This is a genomic window from Changchengzhania lutea (genome assembly GCF_006974145.1).
Classification (GTDB): Bacteria; Bacteroidota; Bacteroidia; order Flavobacteriales; family Flavobacteriaceae; genus Changchengzhania; species Changchengzhania lutea.
In genome coordinates, this window is sequence record NZ_CP039456.1 from 361,619 (window position 1) to 380,568 (window position 18,950).

General features: G+C 34.1%; 16 protein-coding genes and 1 tRNA gene. 10 read left to right on the top strand and 7 right to left on the bottom strand.

The genetic code is table 11. From position 1 onward, the window contains the following. Positions 1-30: 30 nt before the first annotated feature. From FAF07_RS01700 to FAF07_RS01715, 4 genes are all read right to left on the bottom strand, one after another. Positions 31-2,583, bottom strand: a complete 2,553-nt coding sequence (locus tag FAF07_RS01700; RefSeq protein WP_142783474.1) for an adenosylcobalamin-dependent ribonucleoside-diphosphate reductase — start codon at positions 2,581-2,583, stop codon at positions 31-33. Between the two features lie 197 nt (positions 2,584-2,780). Continuing rightward, on the bottom strand, positions 2,781-3,740 hold the full coding sequence (locus tag FAF07_RS01705) for a DUF3078 domain-containing protein (RefSeq protein ID WP_142783475.1): 960 nt from the start codon (positions 3,738-3,740) through the stop codon (positions 2,781-2,783). 63 nt (positions 3,741-3,803) lie between these two features. Beyond that, entirely contained in the window at positions 3,804-4,982 is a 1,179-nt protein-coding gene (locus FAF07_RS01710; RefSeq protein ID WP_142783476.1) for an AIR synthase related protein, read from the bottom strand. 80 nt (positions 4,983-5,062) lie between these two features. Next, positions 5,063-7,249 (bottom strand): glutamine synthetase III family protein, encoded by a 2,187-nt coding sequence (locus FAF07_RS01715; protein WP_142783477.1) that lies wholly within the window; start codon positions 7,247-7,249, stop codon positions 5,063-5,065. A gap of 260 nt (positions 7,250-7,509) precedes the next feature. Here FAF07_RS01715 and FAF07_RS01720 point away from each other — a divergent pair, with 260 nt between their 5' ends. Continuing rightward, positions 7,510-8,520: a glutamine synthetase beta-grasp domain-containing protein gene (locus FAF07_RS01720; RefSeq protein ID WP_142783478.1), complete on the top strand. Its 1,011-nt coding sequence runs from the start codon at positions 7,510-7,512 to the stop codon at positions 8,518-8,520. Between the two features lie 80 nt (positions 8,521-8,600). Here FAF07_RS01720 and FAF07_RS01725 read toward each other — a convergent pair whose 3' ends face one another. Next, positions 8,601-9,548 carry a calcium/sodium antiporter gene (locus FAF07_RS01725; RefSeq protein WP_142783479.1) on the bottom strand — a complete coding sequence of 316 codons (948 nt, stop codon included), beginning with the start codon at positions 9,546-9,548 and terminating at the stop codon, positions 8,601-8,603. Positions 9,549-9,808: 260 nt separating this feature from the next. Between FAF07_RS01725 and FAF07_RS01730 the strand changes: the two genes are divergently transcribed. The 4 genes from FAF07_RS01730 (at position 9,809) to FAF07_RS01745 (ending at position 14,185) form a co-directional block, all read left to right on the top strand. After that, complete coding sequence (locus FAF07_RS01730; protein WP_142783480.1) at positions 9,809-10,168, top strand: BlaI/MecI/CopY family transcriptional regulator; 360 nt, start codon at positions 9,809-9,811, stop codon at positions 10,166-10,168. 2 nt (positions 10,169-10,170) lie between these two features. Continuing rightward, entirely contained in the window at positions 10,171-11,988 is a 1,818-nt protein-coding gene (locus tag FAF07_RS01735) for a M56 family metallopeptidase (RefSeq protein WP_185956499.1), read from the top strand. Positions 11,989-12,923: 935 nt separating this feature from the next. After that, positions 12,924-13,043 carry an SsrA-binding protein gene (locus FAF07_RS01740; RefSeq protein WP_394344963.1) on the top strand — a complete coding sequence of 40 codons (120 nt, stop codon included), beginning with the start codon at positions 12,924-12,926 and terminating at the stop codon, positions 13,041-13,043. Between the two features lie 221 nt (positions 13,044-13,264). Then, positions 13,265-14,185, top strand: a complete 921-nt coding sequence (locus tag FAF07_RS01745) for a T9SS type A sorting domain-containing protein (RefSeq protein ID WP_142783483.1) — start codon at positions 13,265-13,267, stop codon at positions 14,183-14,185. Positions 14,186-14,317: 132 nt separating this feature from the next. Here the strand turns inward: FAF07_RS01745 and FAF07_RS01750 are convergent. Next, positions 14,318-14,391, bottom strand: a tRNA-Arg gene (locus tag FAF07_RS01750). Between the two features lie 82 nt (positions 14,392-14,473). Here FAF07_RS01750 and FAF07_RS01755 point away from each other — a divergent pair. From FAF07_RS01755 to FAF07_RS01775, 5 genes are all read left to right on the top strand, one after another. Further along, positions 14,474-15,103: a Crp/Fnr family transcriptional regulator gene (locus tag FAF07_RS01755; RefSeq protein WP_142783484.1), complete on the top strand. Its 630-nt coding sequence runs from the start codon at positions 14,474-14,476 to the stop codon at positions 15,101-15,103. 149 nt (positions 15,104-15,252) lie between these two features. Further along, complete coding sequence (locus tag FAF07_RS01760; protein ID WP_142783485.1) at positions 15,253-15,810, top strand: YeeE/YedE family protein; 558 nt, start codon at positions 15,253-15,255, stop codon at positions 15,808-15,810. Between the two features lies 1 nt (position 15,811). Then, positions 15,812-16,225, top strand: a complete 414-nt coding sequence (locus tag FAF07_RS01765; RefSeq protein ID WP_142783486.1) for a DUF6691 family protein — start codon at positions 15,812-15,814, stop codon at positions 16,223-16,225. Between the two features lies 1 nt (position 16,226). Beyond that, positions 16,227-17,024 (top strand): sulfite exporter TauE/SafE family protein, encoded by a 798-nt coding sequence (locus tag FAF07_RS01770; RefSeq protein WP_142783487.1) that lies wholly within the window; start codon positions 16,227-16,229, stop codon positions 17,022-17,024. 52 nt (positions 17,025-17,076) lie between these two features. Continuing rightward, positions 17,077-18,489, top strand: coding sequence for an MBL fold metallo-hydrolase (locus FAF07_RS01775; RefSeq protein WP_142783488.1), 1,413 nt, complete (start codon positions 17,077-17,079; stop codon positions 18,487-18,489). Between the two features lie 116 nt (positions 18,490-18,605). On the opposite strand, the gene FAF07_RS01780 is transcribed toward FAF07_RS01775, so the two are convergent. After that, entirely contained in the window at positions 18,606-18,881 is a 276-nt protein-coding gene (locus FAF07_RS01780; RefSeq protein ID WP_142783489.1) for an ATP-dependent Clp protease adaptor ClpS, read from the bottom strand. Positions 18,882-18,950 lie beyond the last annotated feature (69 nt).

Consider the following 18,950-nt stretch of genomic DNA (forward strand, 5'->3'; position numbering starts at 1 on the left):
GACTTCCTGTTTATAACTAAAATTTAACGACTATCCGCATTTAGAAGATCCACAATCTTTACAGGTCAAACACCCTTCTTGATATATTAAATGTTCAGATTTACAATTATCGCATTGTTGTCCTTTAGCTTGAGTTCCATCTTCCACATAACGTTTTAATGCTCGAACTACACCATTTTTCCATGTATTAATAGATTCGCTATCTAATTGTAAACTGTTTATTAAATCGACAATTTTATCTATTGGCATGCCGTGTCTAAGCGTACTGGATATGAGTTTTGCGTAGTTCCAAAATTCAGGATTGAATTTATGCGATAAGCCTTCAATAGTGGTTTTATACCCTCTTTTATTTTTATACTGAAAATCGTAACGCGATGTGCCATCGTCATTTCTATTTTTAATAATTAAACCTTCGTTAACCCAACGCGGAATTAAAATACCATCTTCATCATCCGCAAGACCAGTGAATACCTCATAAGCTTTATCATCTATCAAACCAATAAAAGCAATCCATTTTTCTTTATTATTCTGAAAACGAACTACATCCGCCTTTAAAACTTGAGGACGTTTTATAGGGAATGCCGTTAACTTATTATCTGTTTCTTCTTTCTTTTCTTCATTTGAAATTAAAACGCCTGAACGCGAGCCATCTCTATAAACCGTAACCCCTTTACAACCAACTTCCCATGCTTTTAAATATAAATCGCCAACTAAGTCTTCTGTCACATCATTTGGCAAATTAATGGTAACACTTATGGAATGGTCCACCCATTTTTGTATAGCACCTTGCATACTCACTTTACTTAACCAATCCACATCGTTTGAGGTCGCTTTATGGTATGGTGATTTTTTAATCAACTCATCTAACTCACTTTGCGAAAAGTTTTTAGAAGCATCAATGCCATTTACTTCCATCCATTGTTTAAATCGATGATGAAACACCACGTATTCTTCCCAAGAATCCCCAACTTCATCAACAAAATCTACTCGTCCGTTCTTATCGTTTGGGTTTACTTTTCTTCTACGCTTATAAACGGGCATAAATACAGGCTCAATCCCCGAAGTAGTTTGCGTCATTAAACTGGTGGTTCCTGTAGGGGCAATTGTTAACAAAGCAATATTTCGTCTACCATATTCCAGCATTTCATAATACAATTTACTATCTGCTTCTTTTAAGCGTTGTATAAACGGATTATCTTTTTCACGGTTGGCATCAAAAATTGAAAATGCACCACGTTCTTTTGCTAAGTGTACCGATGCCCTGTAAGCTTCAATAGCAATGGTTTTATGAACTTTTAAAGAAAACGCATTTCCTTTTTCGCTTCCGTACCGAATACCTAAAGCTGCCAACATATCGCCTTCTGCGGTAATGCCAACACCAGTTCTACGACCTTCTTCTGCTTTGCTCTTTATATTCACCCATAAGTTACGCTCGGTTGCTTTAACCTCATCTAATTCTGGATCTGCATCAATTTTTCGTAAAATAGTATCGATTTTTTCAAGCTCTAAATCGATAATATCATCCATAATGCGTTGTGCGTATGCCACATGTTTTTTAAATAATTCGAAATTGAATGAAGCCTTTTCCGTAAAAGGATCTTCGACATAAGAAAACAAATTTATAGCTAGTAATCTACAAGAATCATACGGACATAAAGGGATTTCGCCACAAGGGTTGGTTGATACCGTTTTATACCCTAAATCGGCATAACAATCTGGAATGGATTCTTTAATAATAGTATCCCAGAATAAAATTCCTGGCTCTGCTGATTTCCACGCATTATGTACTATTTTTTTCCAAAGCGCATTGGCTTCAATAGATTTTGATACTTTAGGGGTTGAACTAAAAACAGGGTATTTCTGAGTGTACTGCGTCTCGTTTTTAACGGCTTTCATAAATTCATCATCAATTCTAACTGACACATTTGCACCTGTAACTTTGCCTTGCTCCAACTTAGCATTGATAAAATCTTCAGAATCTGGATGATTGATAGATACCGATAACATAAGCGCTCCTCGCCTACCGTCTTGTGCCACTTCTCTTGTAGAATTTGAATAACGCTCCATAAAGGGTACAAGTCCTGTAGATGTTAATGCCGAATTTTTAACTCCAGAACCTTTAGGACGAATATGTGATAAATCATGACCAACACCACCACGACGTTTCATAAGTTGCACTTGCTCTTGATCAATTTTCATAATACCTCCATAAGAATCAGATTCTCCAGAGTTACCAATCACAAAACAATTTGATAATGAGCCTATTTGAAACGGATTGCCTATACCTGCCATTGGGCTTCCTTGAGGGACGATATATTTAAAATCTTTAATTAAGTTAAAGATGTCGTCTTCATTTATAGAGTTTTCATATTTAGCTTCCACTCTAGCAATTTCCTTTGCTATTCTGCGATGCATATCGTTAGGAGTAAGCTCATAAATATTACCTTTTGAATCTTTTAAGGCATATTTATTTAACCACACGCGAGCTGCTAAATCATCATTTTTGAAGTATTTTAAGGTGGCATTAAAGGCCTCGTCTTGAGTGTAAGTTTTAGGTACGGTTTTGGTGAGGTTTGCTTTCATAAGTTGACTTTCGGTTTTTAGTTCATGGATAGATTGTATAACAAACCATAAATAAACTAAAAATTTTCAACTTAAAACATGATAAAAATCATAAAGTTTACAAGCAAAAACATCTAAAATACTGATTTTCAATTATTTAATAATTTATCAACAGCAAAAAGTTAACAAGTTTTTTAAATAAATATAATAGCGGTTTTTTAAAAATCAACAGCAAAACCAACGCCCAAAAATTGTTTCCATTGTACTCTCGCACCAGCTTCGTCCAACTCTCCTTCAACATCAGACGGCCTTGAAGTTTTCACATCATCATCATAACGGATATGTGACCCCAAAGTAGCTCTGACATAATTATTCACAATAAAATCAAAATCCAATCGCCAATCGACATCAACGTTTCCGAAGTTGTTAAGATAATCGGTGTAAAGACTCAACTGATTTTTAAGAACAATGTTTTCAGCCATTTCCATTTCATAGCTGTTAGTAACTAATATACCAACTTCTTTTCTTATTTGTTCTCCAGAAACGAGCACATTCCCTTCTGCGTCTAATACCGCAGGAGTAACACCAAATGATCCTGCATTGGCTAAATCCTCGTCTAAAACAAAAGTAGCTTTTAAGGTTAAAGGTGAAAAATAAAATGAAAGTTCGTCAATGTGTTTACCATATTCCATGCCGCCCCCAAAAAACAAATAGCCAGGTGCCATAAATCGTGAAATTGGATTTTCTGTATTTGGATATTTAAAACCCTTGGCAAATTGGGTTCTAAAATTAAGTCGGGCCGAAAAAAACCAATGGGCTAATTCATCATTTTTATAACCCAAATTGGAGTTTATCTCAAATAAATCATCCGTTTTTCGAGTCTCTCTATCTTGTTGCTTGTTAATACCATAACGGGCAACAACATTGTTTTTCCAAGAAAAGTATTTATCTTTATAATTAGCTGAAGATTTTAGACCTAAAAGTCCAGAAATTGAATTACTACCACCAGCATTCCAGTTTACAAACGCCACTTCATTAATATCAACTGACGCTTTATTTTTTTGAGTCCACTGAGGGCCAGATACCTTGCTTTTTTTAGCTTTTATAAACAATGAATCTGGTTGCGCACTAACAATTTGGAAAAGGAGACTAAAGAGAATGACTAGCTTGAATTTCATGTTTAGTTGGTTATATTATTAGCAGATTGTAAACAGCATACTATGTCGTGACTATTAAAAATTTCAATAATTAAACTCACCATACTCGCTTTTTATTGTAAGACCTTTGGTTTTAGAAGCTTCTACCCTACCAATAATTTGAGCATTGACTTGAAATGATTTTGAAATTGCAATAATATCATCTGCAATTTCAGGAGAGACGTAAATTTCCATTCTATGCCCACAATTAAATACTTGATACATTTCTTTCCAATCTGTTTTAGATTGTTCTTGAATTAATTTGAACAAGGGCGGAACAGGAAACATGTTATCCTTAACAATATGAAATTCGTCAATAAAATGGAGGATTTTAGTCTGTGCTCCTCCTGAACAATGCACCATCCCATGAATCGTCTCATTGTTGAATTGCGATAATATTTGTTTAATGATGGGCGCATAAGTACGCGTTGGTGACAATACTAACTTTCCAGCATCAATTGGAGCATTTTCAACAGCATCTGTTAATTTCATAGATCCAGAATACACCAGTTCTTCAGGAACTGAAGCGTCAAAACTTTCGGGATATTTTTTGGCTAAATACTTATTAAAAACATCGTGACGGGCGGAAGTTAAACCATTACTTCCCATACCACCATTGTATTCTTTTTCATAGGTTGCTTGCCCAAAACTCTCTAAACCAACAATAACATCACCTGCTTTTATATTGGCGTTATCAATAACATCGCTACGCTTTAACCTCGCAGTTACCGTAGAGTCCACAATAATAGTTCTTACCAAATCACCAACGTCTGCAGTTTCACCACCAGTTGAGTGAATAGTGACACCATATGCCTTTAAATCAGCCAACAATTCTTCAGTACCATTAATTATGGCTGACAATACCTCTCCAGGAATTAAATTTTTATTACGACCAATAGTTGAAGATAGCATAATATTATCGGTGGCACCAACGCAAATTAAATCGTCAATATTCATGATTAAAGCATCTTGAGCAATGCCTTTCCAAACAGAAAGATCGCCAGTTTCTTTCCAATACATATAAGCCAAGGCAGATTTTGTTCCTGCACCATCGGCATGCATCACCAAGCAATAGGCTTCATCTTGCGTGAGATAATCAGGAACAATTTTACAAAACGCCTTAGGAAATAGTCCTTTATCTATATTCTTGATGGCATTGTGAACATCTTCTTTTGAAGCTGATACGCCTCTTTGGGCATAACGCTTACTTATTTCTTGACTCATAACCTTGTATTGATGTGCAAATTTAATTTATTGAATTAAAAAACTCCGATTTATAAAGCGGGATTTTCATGAAATACTTTTTATCTAGTAAATAGTAACTCTCTATATTTAGTAAGTGGCCAAATCTCATCATCAACGAGCAGCTCCAACTTATCACAGTGATACCGTATATCATCAAATAATGGCTTCACATGATTACAATATGCCAAGGCTTTCTTTTCAATATCTTCAATAGTATTGGCGTCTTTTCTAGCGTTGGTCATTTTAGTAACATTGGCATTAATGCCTTCTATATGACTGGAAATTTCTTTTATAAGATTTATTTGTTCCTGTGAAACGCTTTTAAATTTCTCTTCAAAAATTTCCTTTAAGCCTTTCACATTTTCAATTAAAATGTTTTGATACTTGACCGCAGTTGGCACAATATGATTGCGAGCAATATCGCCCAATACGCGACCTTCTATTTGAATGTGCATGATATACGCTTCCATTTCTATCTCATAACGCGCCTCTGTTTCAATTTTGCTCATCACTTGCATCTCTTCAAATAACGCAATTGCTTTTTTTGAAATCCTAGATTTTAAGGCCTCGGGTGTTGTTTTATTATTGCTTAAGCCTCGTTTTTCAGCTTCGTCTTCCCAGGCTTTTCCATAACCGTTCCCTTCGAATAAAATATTTTTAGAGGATTTGATATATTCTCGAAGCACATTAAAAACGGCTTCATCTTTTTTCAAGTCTTTCTTATCAATTAATTTATCAACTTCTATTTTAAAATCCTTTAATTGTTTAGCAACAATGGTATTTAACACCGTCATAGGATTGCCACAGTTTGCTAGCGAACCCACTGCCCTAAATTCGAATTTATTTCCTGTAAAGGCAAAAGGTGATGTTCGGTTTCTATCGGTATTATCCAATAACACGTCGGGTATTTTACCAACTACGTTAAGCTTTAATTCTGTTTTTTCTTTTGGCGATAACTTCCCTTTTGTAACGCCTTCTAGTTCCGAAAGCACTTTTGTTAATTGCTCTCCTATAAACACTGAAATGATTGCTGGCGGCGCTTCATTCGCACCCAATCTGTGGTCATTACTGGCTGAAGCTATAGCAGCTCTTAAAAGTGCTTCGTGTTCATGGACTGCTTTTATGGTGTTAATAAAAAAAGTTAAAAACTGTAGATTACTCATAGGCGTTTTTCCTGGAGCCAAGAGATTAACCCCAGTGTCTGTTGAAAGCGACCAGTTATTGTGCTTACCGCTACCATTAATCCCTGCAAAGGGCTTTTCATGAAACAACACTTTAAAATTATGCTTTAAAGCAACGCGCCCCATGATATCCATTAATAAGGAATTATGATCTACGGCCAAATTGGCTTCTTCAAATATAGGTGCCAACTCAAATTGATTAGGAGCCACTTCGTTATGTCTGGTTTTTACGGGAATACCCAGTAGCATACATTCGGTTTCAAGTTCACACATAAAATTGAGCGCCCTAGCGGGTATAGAACCAAAATAATGGTCATCTAACTGCTGTCCTTTCGCAGAGGTATGCCCCAATAGTGTACGACCGGTCAGCGTAATATCTGGCCTGCTTTGAGCCAAAGCCCTATCGATTAAAAAATACTCCTGCTCCCAACCGAGAGAGCATGTCACTTTTTTAACATGTTTATCAAAATACTTGCATACTGCGGTTGCTGCATCATCTACGGCATGTAAGGCACGTAATAATGGCGTTTTATAATCTAAGGCCTCACCCGTATACGCCACGAAAATAGTAGGAATACACAAGGTCGTTCCATAAATAAATGCTGGCGAGGTAGGATCCCAGGCCGTATAACCACGTGCCTCGAACGTATTTCTTATACCACCGCTAGGAAAACTTGAGGCATCTGGCTCTTGCTGAACCAACTGATCCCCACCAAATTTTTCAATGGCATTCCCACTACCAATGGTTTCGAAAAAAGCATCGTGTTTTTCTGCTGTCGTACCAGTTAATGGTTGAAACCAATGGGTATAATGCGTAACGTTTTTTGACAAAGCCCAATCTTTCATGGAAGAAGATACTTGATCCGCTATATTTCTATCTATTTTTTTTCCGTGTTGGATAGCATTCATAACCCCATTAAAAGCATCTTTGGTTAAATACTGTCGCATGGTGTTCTCGTCAAAAACATTCTCACCAAATAATTCTGAGCGTCGTTTAACCTCCTTGATATTGATGGTTTTATAAGCTAAGGATTCCTTTATGGCATGAAATCTTAAAGTGGACATATGAATAACGTTTAGTTCAATTAATCCCACAAAAATACGGGAGTACATATAGATATTTTTAATTTTAGATAATTATTATTAACAATATTTCAATAATCATATAAAAAAATGATCTTTTTTTAAATTAAACCCCTTAATTATGGGGTATGAATAAAAATATCATTCATTGTTTACAAATTACCCCTATAAAATTTCCAGTATATATATAAACATATATATTTGTAGGATTAACATCAGTATCTTATTTTAAACAATTCATTATGGCAAAATCAAAATTAGAGTATATATGGCTAGATGGTCATGAACCAACCCAAAACATGAGAAGTAAAACTAAAGTTGAAGAAGACTTTAGTGGTAAACTGGAAGATTGTTCTATTTGGTCTTTTGACGGGAGTTCAACAGAACAAGCATCTGGAGGTGCTTCAGATTGTTTATTAAAACCAGTAGCTATTTACCCAGATCCTACAAGAAAGAATGGCTATTTAATTATGGCTGAAGTTTTAAGCGCAGATGGGACGCCGCACCCTTCTAATGCAAGAGCTGCAATTGATGATGATAATGATGACTTCTGGTTTGGTTTTGAGCAAGAGTATTTCTTAATGGACGCTAAAACCGATTTACCTCTAGGTTTCCCTCGTGGTGGATTTCCTGGGCCACAAGGTAAATATTACTGTTCTGTTGGAGGAAGATATACTTGGGGTAGAGATTTTGTTGAAGAGCATGCCGATTTATGTATTGACGCTGGATTAAACTTTGAAGGTATTAATCAAGAAGTTGCTCCAGGACAATGGGAATTCCAATTATTTGCCCAAGGCGCTAAAAAAGCCGGAGATGAAATTTGGATTGCTCGATACCTATTAGATAGATTAACTGAAAAATATGGTTTTTATATTGAGTATCACCCAAAACCTGTAAAAGGCGATTGGAATGGATCTGGTATGCATGCCAATTTCTCTAATACGCTTTTAAGAACTTGTGGCTCTAAAGAAACATATGAGAAAATTTGCGAAGCGTTTAGACCTGTTACCGATGAACATATGGAAGTATATGGCGAGTTTAATGACGAGCGTTTAACTGGTTTGCATGAAACCGCTCACGTTTCTGATTTCTCTTACGGAATTTCAGATAGAGGAGCCTCAATTAGAATCCCAATTATTACAGTTGAAAAAGGCTGGAAAGGTTGGTTAGAAGACAGAAGGCCAGCGTCAAACGGTGATCCTTATAAAATTGCTGGACGTATTATAAAAACTGTTAAATCTGCCAAGGTTTAATCGTTTACATACATATTTTATTTAAAAAAAGCGCTTGGGACTTATTTCCAAGCGCTTTTTTAATACCATCTATTTTATAATCATTTACCGTTTGTAAATACTAAAAACATAAACACGCCGTAGCCTATTACCAAAAAGAAACCTTTATATCTACTTATTTCAAAGCGCTTTGGAAGAAATGCTAATGGAAAAAGTATCAGTGCAAAACCAAGCATCCACAAAATATCATTTGATAAAATTTCTTGTGCCGTTACCGGTATGGGTTTTATCATTGCTGTTAGACCCAATACAGAGGCAATATTAAAAATATTAGACCCAATTAAATTTCCTAAAGAAATGGCTTTCTCCTTTTTGGCTGCCGCAATAATTGACGCCGCTAATTCTGGCACACTGGTACCAAAAGCGATTAACGATACTCCAATTACGGCTTGACTTACCCCAATAGAAATGGCGATAGCTTTAGCGCCTTCAACCAACCATTCACTTCCAAAAAATAAGGCAACGCCCCCAATTAATAGCCAGGTTACAATTTTGAAGTTTGATACGATTGCGAGGGTTTCGTCAACCTCTTCAACCAATTGATCTTTCTTTGCTTTACGGATTAAATAAATAAGGAATAAAATTAATGCCACAAATAAAGCCCCGCCTTCTATTGAAGATAAAAGATTGTCATTTTGCAAAAAATAATATAGTGCTATAGAAAACAGCATCATTACTGGCCAGTTCATTTTAAAAAAGGATTTATCTACCACTATGGTTCCTACCATTGCAGTAATACCCAAAACAAGACCTATGTTAGCAATATTAGAACCCACCACATTATTGATAGCTATTTCTGGAGAACCGGATAATGCAGCTTGTAAGCTCACTAATAATTCTGGTGCAGAAGTGGCAAACGATACTACGGTCATACCAATGACCATTTTGGAAATATTAAATTTAAATGATAAAGCTACAGAAGAACGCACTAGATACTCACCCCCAACGACCAATAAGACAAAACCTAGAATTACCAATAACACACTCATAAAAAAAATTTGATGCGAAGATACTATAAATGAAAAGGAAAATTTAAAGTCAAAAACAAAAAACTGATACTGAAAACTTAAATTTTAGTTAAATAACTATGTATTTAGTTGTATAACTATAAAAATAGTTTTATGTTTGATAAAGCGTTAGGGATAGCAGCAGCATCCTTTTTTATTATTTGAGATAAAAAAGATATAGCGGATAGCCCGACACCACCTAAGTGGTGAAGCGCCCATATATTTAAAGAAAAGGATCATACATGGAAAAATTGACCAACAAAGAAGAAGAGATCATGCATATTTTATGGAAGCTGGAAAAGGCTTTTGTTAAAGATGTACTGGCAGAAATTAAAGATGATAAGCCCCATTATAATACACTCTCTACAATTATTAGAAATTTAGAAGAGAAAGGGTATGTTGCCTATTATGCTTACGGAAAGACCCATCAATACTACCCAATAGTTAGTAAAGAAGATTATAAAAAGCGTTTTATGACGGTGGCTATTGATAACTATTTCAATAATTCTTATAAAAACATGGTATCGTTTTTTGCTAAGGAAGAGAAGATAAGTGTGGACGAGTTAAAGGAAATTATTGCACTTATTGAAAAAACCAAATGATCATGGAATATCTATTAAAAGTTTCCGCGCTTACCATAATATTTTATACATGCTATAAAGTGTTTCTAGAAAGAGATACATTTTTTGAATCCAATCGCTGGTTTTTATTATTAGGTCTACTAAGTGCATTTGTTATTCCTTTTTATATTATTCCAAATTATATTGAATATACACCTGTAGCAACATCAAATTACAGCTTTAATGAAGTGACTGCTGAAACTAATAAAGAATCCTTTTTTAATTTTACAAATTTACTTTTAGGGATTTACATATCTGGAGTTATCGTATTTGCCATACGCTTTCTTATTCAGTTGAAATCGTTAGTAAAACTATTTTACAGAAATACAAGTATTAAACAAGACGGTTTTAAATTAATTGAAACAAGGCAAGCAGAATCTCCATTTTCGTTCTTTCATTATATAGTTTACAATCCTAAAGATTATAGCAGTACGGAACTTAATCAAATTTTAATGCATGAAAAAGTGCACGCCCAACAATATCACTCCATTGATAACTTGTTTTCTCAAATATGCTGCATCTTATTGTGGTTCAATCCGTTAATTTGGCTATACAATAATAATCTGAAACAGAATTTAGAGTTTATAGCAGATCAAACCGCTCATAATAATGCTGAGTGCAAAAAAAGCTATCAATACACCTTACTTAAATCAAGCATTCCTAATTATCAATTAGCGCTAACAAATAATTTTTACAATTCATTAATCAAAAAACGAATCGTTATGTTACACAAATCAAAATCAAAAAAGATCAATCAATTAAAGTACGCTTTAGTCCTTCCTCTTGTGGCTTTATTTTTAATGGGTTTTAATACTCAGGACATTTATGTGAAAAAAGAAAATACTGCTGGTTCTTTAAAAAGCCAACCTCCAATAGTAAAAATCGAAAGATCAAATAAATTGATTTCTGATGATGTTCCAATAATTGAAAACAGTAATGACTTTGTTCCAACTCCAATTAAAAGTCGGGTTTCAACTAAACAATCAAAAGTTATTACGCCAGTTAAAACACCATTGAAAAAAGAAATTGAAACTGTCATTATTATAAAGGGAATGACAGATGCTGAATTAGCGAACATTTCAAAAAACTTTAAAAAACTAGATGTTACTTTAACATTTAAGGGCATAAAACGTAACGGATCAGGAGATATTACGGCTATAAAAATTAATGTTCAGAGTAAATCATCTCAAACTAATTATTATTCAGATTCAGACAAGCCCATAAACCCTATTCAGATCTCTTTCAATAAAGAAAACAATAGCATTTCTATAGGCAACGGACATATATCAAAAAAACACAAATACAATTACGTCTATGCCACTAACGGTAAATTAAAATCTAAAAAAGGACACGGCATTGTCGTAACAAGTTCTGATAATCATAAAGGAGAAAACGAAGTTGAAATAGATGATGACAACGATAATGAATTTGAGTATAAAGTAGAGGTTAATGAAGACGAAGACGGTAAGGATGGTAAAGATGTGGAGGAGGATGAAGCATACGAAATCATATATGAAACAGCCACTGGAAATAACGGAACATTAATGACTGATAATGATGAGGAGGTTTATGAAACTGAAACTAAAGAAGATAATGATAAACAAATAAGATTTGTTAGTAAGACTAATGAAAAGCCTTTATACATTATTAATGGAAAAATTAGTACGAAACAAAATTTGGATGATCTGAAATCAGATGACATTAAAAGTGTTAATGTTATAAAAGGCAAATCTGCTACAGAAAAGTATGGTAAAAAAGCCAAAGATGGCGTTATTGAGATCACTACTAAACAACAGTACTAATTCAAATTAGAAATTTACAGAAAAGGTTCTCAACATACTTGTTCAGAACCTTTTCTTTTTTATCTTACTACAACTTTTTGTATCGCTTTTCCATCCCTAGAATTGAATTGAAACACGTTAACACCAAAGCAAAATTAGAATTTCAATAGAATTTACGAGTATTGAATTTGAAAGGTTGGAAATACACTATTGCTTCGCATAATAAAAAGACCAGCCATCTAAAAAACTAGTGTTATTGGATTTTAACTCCACAAATCCTATATCACAAATACTGGGTGTATCGCAATCTAATTTATTGATGGCAATCTCACCAAACTACAATTGATGTTTAACGGAAAAACAATGCATATATCACATTTTACGATTTTCGTTTTTTTTTACAAATATGCACGTTCATAATAATTAACTCAGAAATTTTGATTAACCAAACTTCTTTAATTATTAAGAAACTTGTCTTCCAATTTAATTCGTTCTATTCTAAGGTCAAGTCAAATAAAAAGATGAAAACATTAAAATAAACACTTTTCTCAAAGAATCTCCCCTTGAGATTCAAAAATTACAGAAAAAACACCCTACAAATGTTACACTTAGTATTAAATAATACGTTTTATTATAACAATTAATAACATTAATGAAGTAAATATGTTATATATTATAATTCAATCTATCTTTCAAGTTATAAATACATATTCAATTTCATAGATTTCTATATAATTGCTTGGTAGACATATCCCGAATTGTATATCTTCAAAGAACAATCAAGAAAACGAATCCTTTATTAACCTTTTAAAACCTGAAAATTATGATAACACTTGCTTTACTTATAATCAATATTCTTTTATTGTTTATATAATCCGAAAATGTAAAACTTAGTCTAGAATAAGTTTTACTATTTTTGTTAGATGCAAAAGCCGTTATTTAAATTTTTAGCAAAGGTGAACAAGATTGTCTTACCAAGTTATTCCAAAAATCAGTTGGATTTGGTCAATGCCACCAAACTACAAATGGCCATTATTGGCTGGCGATGGTTTGTCACTAAAAATGCATTGGATTAATTCGCTCTTCTACCCCTTTGAAATGACTAAGTATTGAGGACTAAGATAATTATCTAACTTTTATCGATGCCTTCAATTGCTTCACATGTATTAGTTAAATTGTTAAAAACGACATCCATAGTGATAAAAATTATCCGTTAAGAGCACATATTTTATATGAATTTAGTTACTTTTGTTTAACCCAATGAGGGATTAACTTAACGCTTTAAAACTTAATTATTATGAAAAAAATTACTTCTTTTTTATTTATGTTCTCAATTGCCTTTATTGGTAGTGCGCAAGTGACGACGTACATTGATTTTGGAGACCCAGCCTCAACCCTAACCACTCCTGGTAATTGGAACAACATCACGACAACAAATCTTTCCGAAGCTGATCTTATTGATAGTGACGGGACCTCAACCGGTGTAGCACTTACAATTGATGACGTATTTGATGATGTCAATCCTAACGGAACTAGTAGCCCAGACGCATCTCTACCGTTTCCTGCTACTGCTACTCAAGATACTTTCTTTGGAGAAAACGTTACTTTTGAAGGCGCTCTTGAGCCAACTGGAGGTTTTATCCTAACTGGCTTGGATGTTGCTAAATACTACTCGTTCCGAATTTTTGCTTCTAGAACTGGTGTTTCCGATAATCGTGAGGCATTATATACCATCACTGGTCTTGCTACGCAGACTGCAACTTTAGACGCAGCAAATAATAGAACTGATACAGCTGATATTTTAAATATCCAACCTAATGTGTCAGGTGAAATTACACTCACGGCAGCTCCTGGTCCTAATAATGATAATGCTAATGGATTTTATTATTTAGGTGCTATAGAAATGATTACCACTGTCGGTACATTTTCAACAAAAGAGAATGTTCTAAATTCTAAAATTAGTGTGTCTCCTAACCCTATACGTAATGACACTAAAATTAGATTTAATCTTAAAAATAGTGCTTTTTTAAATGTTACAATCTATGATGTAACTGGTAGGTTAGTAAGAACGCTTAAAAATGAACAAGCTCCAGCTGGTGATGTTTCAATAGATTGGAATAAATCTAGTGATTCTAATCAAGAGGTGTCTTCTGGTCTTTATTTATTACGAATTAAGGCAGACAATACTACACACACATCTAAATTAATTGTAAAATAGTCAAACCCTATTCTCATTAAACTAAAAATCGCACATAAAATAAAATTTTATTTTATGTGCAATTTTATTTATAAAAAAAACTTCTTAAAACAAAAAAAGCTTTCAAGAGATTGAAAGCTTTGTAAACATTAGTGACCTCGACTGGATTCAAACCAGTAACCTCTTGAGCCGTAATCAAGTGCGCTATTCAGTTGCGCCACGAGGCCGTTTTTGTGGGTGCAAATATACTATTTTTATTAAAACTCTACCAAATATTTTTTCCAAATTTGGATTTCATTACTTTTGAATATGATAAATCAACTATTACTAGAAAAATTTAGTCACCAACTTGATAATTCTATTATTAAAGACATCTCTGAAAACGGAATCATTCAAATATTCCTAAAAAATGATATTGTTATTGATATAGACCAAGAATTAAAGTTTATCCCCCTGTTATTGAACGGTTCAATAAAAATCCTCAGAGAAGATCAAAATGGCAATGAGCTTTTAATTTATTTTTTAGAATCTGGTGAAACCTGCACCATGTCACTCACATGCTGCATGGAAACTTCAAAGAGTAAAATTCGTGCTGTGGCGGAAAAAAGCTCAACCTTAGTCATGATTCCTGTTGAAAATATGCAACTCTGGTTTGAGGGTAATTCCAGTTGGAGGAATTTTATTTTAGAAAGTTATCAAAAGCGGTTTGATGAAATGCTTGAAACTATAGACACTCTAGCCTTCATGAAAATGGATGCCCGTTTGTATAAGTATTTAAAAAATAAAACAGTTATGCATGATTCAAACATGATTAAAATAAAGCATCAAGACATATCGGAAGATTTACATACCTCTCGTGTGGTGATTTCAAGACTTTTAAAAACTCTCGAAAATGAGGGTAAAATTGTATTGAGCAGAAATAAAATTAAAGTCTTATAAAATAGATTCCATCACTAATAATTTAGACACACATAAAAATATTTACTAGGTGTGTTTCATTTATTAATAAACATAAATAGTTGAAATTAACATTTATTACTAATTGAACATCTAAATAGAACATATATTTGCACAAAAAATTACTAGTGATGGAATTTATTTTAAATCCTTGGCCTTGGTATGTTTCTGGTCCATTAATAGCCTTAGTTATGGCTTTACTGCTTTATTTTGGAAAAACTTTTGGCATGTCTTCTAACCTAAGAACCATGTGTACCATAGCAGGTGCAGGAAAAGCATCCAATTTTTTCAAATTCAAATGGAGAGACCAAATTTGGAATTTAATTCTAGTTGTGGGAGCTGTTATTGGCGGATTCATAGCTACTCATTATTTATCAAATAATAGTATCTCAAATTTAAATCCTGAAACTATATCTGAACTTCAAGACATGGGCTTTAAGAACCCGGGTGCCACATTAGTCCCTAACGAAATGTACGGTTGGGAAGCCATAACATCAATTGAAGGTTTAGTTTTATTAATAGTTGGTGGATTATTAGTAGGTTTCGGCACGCGCTATGCAGCTGGCTGTACATCAGGCCATGCCATTACAGGATTAAGCAGTTTACAGAAACCTTCCTTGATTGCTGTTATAGGTTTTTTTATAGGTGGCTTAGTGATGACTAATTTTATTTTACCCCTAATTTTTTAATATGAAATATTTAAAGTTCTTATTGGTTGGTATTTTTTTTGGTGTCGTTTTAGTAAAATCTGAAGCTGTATCATGGTACCGAATTTATGAAATGTTTCGTTTTCAATCCTTTCACATGTATGGCATTATTGGTTCCGCAGTAATATCTGGTATATTATTTCTACAGATCACAAAGCGAGGTTATATTAAAAGCATAGCAGGGGCTGATATATTTGTTCCTAAAAAAGAAAACGGACTAATAAGATACATTTTAGGCGGAAGTATTTTCGGCTTAGGATGGGCACTTATTGGAGCTTGTCCGGGACCTATGTACATATTATTGGGTACTGGGGTTATAAGCATGCTAATAGTTATTAGCGCCGCTATTTTAGGTACATTTATTTACGGAGTATTAAGAGACAAACTGCCTCATTAATATGGATAGCATAGAAATTTTAGGTTACGTTGGTGCACTCATTGTTGGGCTTGTTTTGGGACTCATCGGTGGTGGTGGCTCAATATTAACAGTACCTTTATTGGTTTATTTATTGGGCTACAACCCCATTGTGGCTACAGCTTATTCTTTATTTGTAGTAGGGACTTCATCATTAGTAGGCACTTTTCAGAAATACAAAAAAGGCTTGGTCGATTTTAAAACAGGGCTTGCTTTTTCATTCCCTTCCTTTTTAGCTGTCTATTTGTCCCGTCGTTTTTTAGTTCCAGGAATTCCTGAAAACTTAATGAGTATTGGCAATTTCACATTGACTAAAAGCATGGGGATCATGATATTTTTCGCCTTTATTATGCTTCTTGCTTCTATTTCCATGATAAAAAGCAGGAAAGAGAACGCAGATGAAAACCAAACAAAACAGGCCTATTACAAAACATTTATTCAAGGCGTAATTATTGGTACTGTTACTGGATTAATTGGAGCTGGCGGTGGCTTTTTGTATGTTCCGGCTTTAGTGATTTGGGCAAATATTCCCATGAAAAAAGCGGTAGGCACCTCATTGGTCATCGTGGCAATTAACTCGTTAATAGGTTTCATAGGTGATGTTCAAACATTAGATATAGAATGGGTGTTTTTACTTACCTTTAGCTTAATTTCTGTCGTCGGGATTGTTATAGGCGTGTTTTTATCCAAATTTATAAGTGGTGCCAAGCTTAAAAAAAGTTTTGGTTTTTTTACACTCTTTATGGCCGTGTATATTATATACAAAGAAATTAGTCAGTAGTTTTGTGACAAAAGTCAAAAACCAAATAGTTGATATTTATTATTTTTGAATTATGAAAATAGAACAAATTTATACAGGATGTTTAGCACAAGGTGCTTATTATATAGAATCTGATGGTGAAGTAGCCATCATTGATCCCTTACGTGAAACGCAGCAATATGTTGATAAAGCCAACAGGGGAAATGCAAAAATTAAATACATTTTTGAAACGCATTTCCATGCCGATTTTGTTTCAGGTCATGTAGATTTAGCAAAAAAAACAGGAGCAATTATTGTATTTGGCCCTAATGCCGAAACAGATTATGAGGCTCACATTGCTAAGGACAATGAAATTTTTCAATTAGGTAATATTAAAATAAAGGTATTACATACGCCTGGTCATACTTTAGAATCTTCCACCTATCTATTGATTGATGAAAACGGAAAAAATCATGCTATTTTTTCTGGAGACACCCTGTTTTTAGGCGATGTAGGACGACCAGACCTAGCCATAAAATCTGATTTAACAAAAGAAGATTTAGCGAGTATGTTATACGATTCGCTAAGAAATAAAATCATGACGCTCGATGATGATGTCATCGTATATCCAGCGCATGGTGCAGGATCGGCTTGTGGTAAAAATTTAAGTAAAGAGACCGTTGGCGTTTTGGGCGAACAAAAAAAAACCAATTACGCCCTGCGCGCAAATATGACGCGCGACGATTTTGTTCAAGAAGTTTTAGATGGCATTGCACCACCGCCCCAGTATTTTGCAAAAAATGCGATGATGAATAAATCAGGGTACGATACTTTTGAAAAGGTTTTAAAGAAAGGTGATGTGGCATTAGATGCCGAAGAATTTGAAATAAAAGCAAATCAAGAAGATGCATTGGTTCTGGATGTTAGAACAGAAGGAGAGTTTGTTCAAGGCCATATTCCTAACTCCATTTTTATTGGATTAAATGGCGCATTTGCACCATGGGTTGGTGCTTTAATTACCGATTTGGAACAACCTATTTTATTAGTAGCTCCTGAAGGCAAAGAAAAAGAAACCGTTACCCGGTTGTCTCGCGTGGGTTACGACAACACCTTGGGCTATTTAAAAGGTGGCATAGCTGCTTGGAAAGCAGCTGGTAAGGATGTTGAAACGCTTGAATCCATTTCTACAGAAGTTTTTGAATCACGTTTTAAAAATGAAGATTTAAATATTCTAGATGTTAGAAAAGATGGTGAATATAAATCCATGCATTTAAAAGGTGATCATGTTCAGCATTTTTCATTGGATTATATTAATGATAATATGAATGCCATTGACCAAGACAAAACCTATTATCTGTATTGTGCTGGCGGATACCGTTCTGTTATTGCAGCCTCGATTTTGAAAGCAAGGGGATTTAAAAACTTAGTGGATATTGCTGCTGGGTTTGAAACCTTGAAAAAAACATCATTACCAACATCGAATTTTGTCTGTCCAACAACTTTATAAAATAAATACGACTCTACATATACAAAATCTAAATGTGGTGGTTGCGATATAAGGAAAATGACTAAATCATGATTTTAATGATAAAATAAAAGGCTCTGAAATCAGAGCCTTTTATTTTATACTATTTCTGCGCTTAAGCCAGCTTCGAGAAGCATAGAGCAACGCGGTTTTAAATCATCATACAAGCCTGTTTTTACCGTGCACTTCCCGTTGTGATGCACAATGATTGAACATTGCTCTGCCTGTTCTGGAGTATGCTCGCAAGCATAAATCAATGTTTCTATAACATAATCAAATGTATTGACCTCATCATTAAACAGCACTATTTCATTTTGTGTCATGACTTCTTCTTGAAGTAATAACTCTTCGGAAGATTTTTCTTTAGTACTCATTATTTTAGTATTCAGTTTGCAGTCGCAGTATACAGCAACTCTAAACTATTATAAATTTTCAGTGTGTAA

Excerpts from the sequence above, each read along its gene's own strand:
- FAF07_RS01730 (WP_142783480.1), top strand. The coding sequence starts at position 9,809 with ATGGAAAAATTGACCAACAAAGAAGAAGAGATCATGCATATTTTATGG.
- FAF07_RS01700 (WP_142783474.1), bottom strand. The coding sequence starts at position 2,583 with ATGAAAGCAAACCTCACCAAAACCGTACCTAAAACTTACACTCAAGAC.
- FAF07_RS01775 (WP_142783488.1), top strand. The coding sequence starts at position 17,077 with ATGAAAATAGAACAAATTTATACAGGATGTTTAGCACAAGGTGCTTAT.
- FAF07_RS01770 (WP_142783487.1), top strand. The coding sequence starts at position 16,227 with ATGGATAGCATAGAAATTTTAGGTTACGTTGGTGCACTCATTGTTGGG.
- FAF07_RS01705 (WP_142783475.1), bottom strand. The coding sequence starts at position 3,740 with ATGAAATTCAAGCTAGTCATTCTCTTTAGTCTCCTTTTCCAAATTGTT.
- FAF07_RS01715 (WP_142783477.1), bottom strand. The coding sequence starts at position 7,249 with ATGTCCACTTTAAGATTTCATGCCATAAAGGAATCCTTAGCTTATAAA.
- FAF07_RS01710 (WP_142783476.1), bottom strand. The coding sequence starts at position 4,982 with ATGAGTCAAGAAATAAGTAAGCGTTATGCCCAAAGAGGCGTATCAGCT.
- FAF07_RS01755 (WP_142783484.1), top strand. The coding sequence starts at position 14,474 with ATGATAAATCAACTATTACTAGAAAAATTTAGTCACCAACTTGATAAT.
- FAF07_RS01725 (WP_142783479.1), bottom strand. The coding sequence starts at position 9,548 with ATGAGTGTGTTATTGGTAATTCTAGGTTTTGTCTTATTGGTCGTTGGG.
- FAF07_RS01760 (WP_142783485.1), top strand. The coding sequence starts at position 15,253 with ATGGAATTTATTTTAAATCCTTGGCCTTGGTATGTTTCTGGTCCATTA.
- FAF07_RS01765 (WP_142783486.1), top strand. The coding sequence starts at position 15,812 with ATGAAATATTTAAAGTTCTTATTGGTTGGTATTTTTTTTGGTGTCGTT.
- FAF07_RS01720 (WP_142783478.1), top strand. The coding sequence starts at position 7,510 with ATGGCAAAATCAAAATTAGAGTATATATGGCTAGATGGTCATGAACCA.
- FAF07_RS01745 (WP_142783483.1), top strand. The coding sequence starts at position 13,265 with ATGAAAAAAATTACTTCTTTTTTATTTATGTTCTCAATTGCCTTTATT.
- FAF07_RS01780 (WP_142783489.1), bottom strand. The coding sequence starts at position 18,881 with ATGAGTACTAAAGAAAAATCTTCCGAAGAGTTATTACTTCAAGAAGAA.
- FAF07_RS01735 (WP_185956499.1), top strand. The coding sequence starts at position 10,171 with ATGGAATATCTATTAAAAGTTTCCGCGCTTACCATAATATTTTATACA.